The organism is Streptomyces sp. NPDC002403 (genome assembly GCF_053593015.1).
On record NZ_JBSFBQ010000134.1, the window covers coordinates 1 to 4,463 of the forward strand.

The window sequence follows — 4,463 nt, forward strand, 5'->3', positions numbered from 1 at the left end:
CCTCCTGCGCGTCCGGCGACCAGGCCCGCGCATCCCCCACCAGATCACTCACACACCGTAAACGAGCCTGAACCCAAAGCGTTTCGGATCAATACTACTTCTGCGCCACCGACGCCTTTTGGCGAGCGGCGACGAGGCGCTCGACTTCCAAAGCCACAACAGCCGGCGACGACAGGCCGAGGTAGAGCAGCCGCTCCGCCTTGCCGGGCAGAAGCGGGAGAAGTTCCGTCACGGACATCACCTGGTGGTCCGGCACATCCACGTTCACGGCACCGCCCGCGAGCGACGCACTGAAGACAGCAATCGCCGGGAGACCCTCGAGTGTGGTCGCGATCCGCGGTTCGCCGTCCTCGTCGAGCGCCACTGCCACATGCTCGGCCTCGGCGAGCGCACGGACCAGGTCCTCCTGAGGGCCGTAGCCGGTGGCGGCTCGCTGAAGCGCGGCTTCCACGGCGTCGGCGGGTTCGGGCCAGTCGAGCGCCTCGGGGGAGGGCCGGTATTCGTCGTTGTCCTGCCACTCCACGATCTGGCCGTGGGCATTGCTGCGCCAGCGGCCGAGTACGGCCCAGGTCGGGGGCATGCCTTGACCCTCCCAGTTGGGGTCGGGCAGGTAGAGCCAGTGCCCGGGGGCCTGCCGCGCCGCGTCGAGGGCCCACTGCGGCGGCGCAGGCATGTCCTCTCCTCGTGAGACGGAGCGTCGCGGCTGGGTGGTGCCGGGGTTCCAGATGCCGGTCGCGTATTCAGCGTCCTCTGCCTGTTCGGTCTCTGTTGGCGTCGCGGTCTGGGCCGGATCGAGGGGTTCGATGGACATGGGTTCCTCGCTTGTCTGGATCACGGAGACCTTTACCCTCCTCTTGAGGGCTCGGACATCACGTCGGGTGCCTGGCGTTAGCGTCGGGGGCGTGGTCGGAGTCTGACGGGGGTCTGGTACTCGCCCAGCCACATGGTCGGGCGCTCGCCTGCAGCGGCCGGGGTGTCGAAGTCCAGCCACGCGGCGGCCGCAGCGGGAAACTCCACTTCGTACCAGCCGTTGCCATCGAAACGTTGAGCAGTGACCGTGACTGTCTTCGAGGCGAGTTCGGGCAACTCCGCGATGAATGCGAGGGCCGCTTCCCACAGCAGGTCCCGTTGCGGGTGCCCGTGCAGTGCTTGGTCAGCCGCAGTCAGGTGGAGGTCACCATCACGGTTGTACAAGTCACGTACCAGGGACTGGATGAACAGCTGTGCCGTGCGCAGAGTCTCGGGACGCCCCGGCGCAGGGGCGTCCTGCGGCCCGGACTCCGGCTTGTCGAGCCAGGTGAGACTGCTGTTGGTGATCACTCCGGGCAGGCTCGGGAAGGCCGCTGAGTCGATCCCGATCTGTCGCGCCACGCCGTTGAGGACTGCGGGGCCGGTCCGCTCCATGACAGAGTTCCGGCGGATCCTGCCCTGGGGGGTGGCGAAGTAACTGATGTCCGCAGAGTGTACTTCCGGTGGCATCAGGTCGCGCTGGCTCTTGCCATAGCGCTTCTTGATCTCGTCGAGGTAGACAGTGGCGAAAGGATGGTTCATGGGCATCGCCAGCGCGGAGTTGCCTATGGTGCCGGAATCTTCGTCGAGGTCGATGCCGTAGCCCTCGCGGGACTTCAACACCTCTTCCAGAAACTCCGGATGCTCGAACAGGTTGTCACCGTCGAGGTACACGCCGCCGAAGCGGCGCAGGATCTCCAAACGGAGGATGTCGCTGGCCGCCGCGTATCCGGGGCCGGCCTGTTTGGCGCTCTCAGCCTCGTAGAACTCGTGTAGGCGCATGGGAGATTCCGCGTTGAACGCATCGCCGACGCTGGCGCAGACGATACCTCGCTGATCCAGCCAGGCCATCATCTCGGCCACGGACTCGAGATAAGGGCTGTTCCAGGACCCCCAAAGCGCTTTGGCGCGGTCGAAGTCAGCGCGTGGGATGTCGGTCCACAGGACCAACTGCAGGTCCGGATAGTTGATGGCCGTCCATTCCAGGCCCTCACGGAACATTTCCGTCTTCCCTGTTCCCTTCAGGGGGCTGCCCAGCCAGATGGAGTGCAGGAGGGCGGGGGTCTCCGCCGTGGCGGGCAGGGGCGGCAGGTCGGCCCTGCCCGCCCAGTCCCGCAGCTCGGGGCCAGACCTCTCGGTCACCCACACCCGTTCGTCCTCCGCCAGCCTCGCCGGGGCCATCTCCGTGCTCGACGGCTCCTCCTCCGCCACGTTCAGCTGCCGGAGGAACGTGATGGCCTGTCCCCCCGTCAGCGACGTGAAGTCGTGTCCGGCCAGGAAACCGGCTGGCGGCGTCGGCCGGCGTGTGCCGAACAGGTCCGGGCCAAGGAGAAAGGTGTCTTCTTCCGGCCGGCCCATATGGATCGGGGCGATCACCGACGTGCGTAGGTCCGCCAGCAGCTCGTCCGCTCTTGTGTACGGGGCCGCCGGGGGCCGGGTGCCCCGGCCACCCGGAACCGGGCTTCCGCCTTCCGAAGCCTGCGGCGCCCCGCCTCGTAGACCGGCCAGCCGGCCGGTAAGGAGGATCTGTGCGATCGCCTCGCCGCGTTGCCGAAGCGTCCCTCGCAGCAGGTGGGAGGGCAGGTCGTCGTGCAGTTGCTCCACCGTCTTGGCGTCCACGGGGCCGTGGTACGGGTCCAACGCCCGCAGTTCTCGGGCCACCTCCGTGCGGAGCAGTGCGAGGTCCTGAGAGAAGGCCGACTCCCATCGGATCCCTTCGGACGACGTCGGCTCCAACCCCTGAGCGGACGGCGCCTGCGGTTGCGGGGCGATGTAGTGGTCCTCACCCTCGTGGATGACGACGGCGAGCGGCAGCTCGTGCTCCTCCCGACGGGCGGCACCAGCGTTTTGGCCATCACCTGTCGGCCTGTCACCGTCGGCCTCTCCGTCATTGTCATCACCACCAAAGAATTCAACTTCTCCGTTCGAATTCACCAGTGCTATCCGGACGCCCAGGTCTCGGGCTACCACAGCGGACAGGACGCGAGGCATCAGCTCCGTGGCAGTCTCGGCGGTCTTCTGCTCGTCGTCTGCGTACGTCGGGTCGACAAGCAGGAGCCGGAACCGGTGGACGAGACCCAGGTCGACATCCGCCAATGCCAACTCGTCGCCGGACAGGGCAGCCTGCACCTGCTGTGATTGCGAGAGCGGCACACCGGCGCCGAGGAGCAAGTGCAGCGGCACCACGGCCCCGCCGTCCAGGGGCGGCAGCGCGTGGCCTGAGACATCGGCGTCGGTGACGCGCAGGGAAAGCCAAGCGGAGAACGCTTCGGCTGTGTCGGCATGACCGGCCGCGAGGTTCTCGAGCGCAGTAGGTGCCACGTGACGCAGGGAGGACAACAACGAGCCGGTGAACCCCTTGTCTGTTCGCGAGGGCTCCTTCGGAGGAAGCGTCAGCACGGTGCCGTCCAGTTCGGCCGTGTACGGCCCGGTACGGCGGTAAGCGCCTCGTGGCGACGACACGGTGGCGGAATGCGTCGCAGCCGATTCCTCGTTGAGGTTGACGTACTGCTCGGCAGGCCAGGCAAAGTGTCGGGCTGGTGCGGGGGCCGTGGCTCGGAGGGTCACGGCGCCGTCGTTCCTGGGGAGGGATGAGGGCGGGAGGAAGTGCGGGCGGTGCGGACGGATCTGCTTCCACAACTTGCGCAAGGCCTGTCCAGGGGCGGCGGTCGCATGGACATGGGAGATGCCGTCTTCGTCGGCGTCGGTCACGGTCAGACCGTCGGGGCTGTTGTAGTGGACCACGCGTCGGCCGGTTCGGTCCGCGACCTCGTGGGCCAGTGCCACCCGCCCAGCGGGATCCCCCGAGACCAGGAGCACGATGCGCTTTGGCAGGTCGGGGAGTTCGGGGTCCGTGGCCAGAAGCTCGGCGACTTCGTCGAAGGACACCCGGTGCCGGACCCCGTTCGGCTCGACCAGGTCGACATGGTCAGGGCCAACCTCGGCGATCAGGAAATAGCGGGCATTCGACCCTGCACCCGCGGGCAGGTGCAGTTCGTCGATCGGCCTGCTGGTGAAGTTGCGGCCCCAGGCGTCGGTGCGGGTGCTTTGGACGAGGGTGGCGGGGGTGAGGAGTTGGGTGGTGGTCTCGAGGTGGTGGGCGGCCCAGGCGGCGGGTCCGGTTCCGGTACGGCCGGCGGCGATCGCGTGGGCCACCAGCCCCCGGATGGTGCCTTGCCGTTGCGGGGTGACTGGTTGGGTTTCGTCCAGGTGAAGCACGTGCCGCACGAGGTCATCCGTAAACCCGCCCCAGGCATCGAGGGCGTCTTCTGCGCGCACCAGTGACCAGAAGGCCAGGGCGCGCCGGTCGTCCTCGGTGACCGGCCCGATCACAGGACCATTGACCGGTCTGGCGGAGTCCACGTTGCGCAGAACGGCATCCGTCGCGGATGCGCTGGCGCGGGCCCATACCTGATGGAGTGCTTGAACCGTGGGGAGGGGCAGGTGCGCGGTGA

General features: G+C 67.7%; 2 protein-coding genes. Both read right to left on the bottom strand.

Annotated elements, in window-relative coordinates; all coding sequences use genetic code 11:
* Nucleotides 1-94: 94 nt before the first annotated feature.
* A complete protein-coding gene (locus ACWCPY_RS42980) occupies nucleotides 95-811 on the bottom strand; it encodes a type VII secretion system-associated protein (RefSeq protein WP_451274609.1) in 717 nt (238 codons plus the stop codon).
* Between the two features lie 77 nt (nucleotides 812-888).
* Nucleotides 889-4,341 carry a TcdA/TcdB catalytic glycosyltransferase domain-containing protein gene (locus tag ACWCPY_RS42985; RefSeq protein ID WP_451274611.1) on the bottom strand — a complete coding sequence of 1,151 codons (3,453 nt, stop codon included), beginning with the start codon at nucleotides 4,339-4,341 and terminating at the stop codon, nucleotides 889-891.
* Nucleotides 4,342-4,463: the final 122 nt, after the last annotated feature.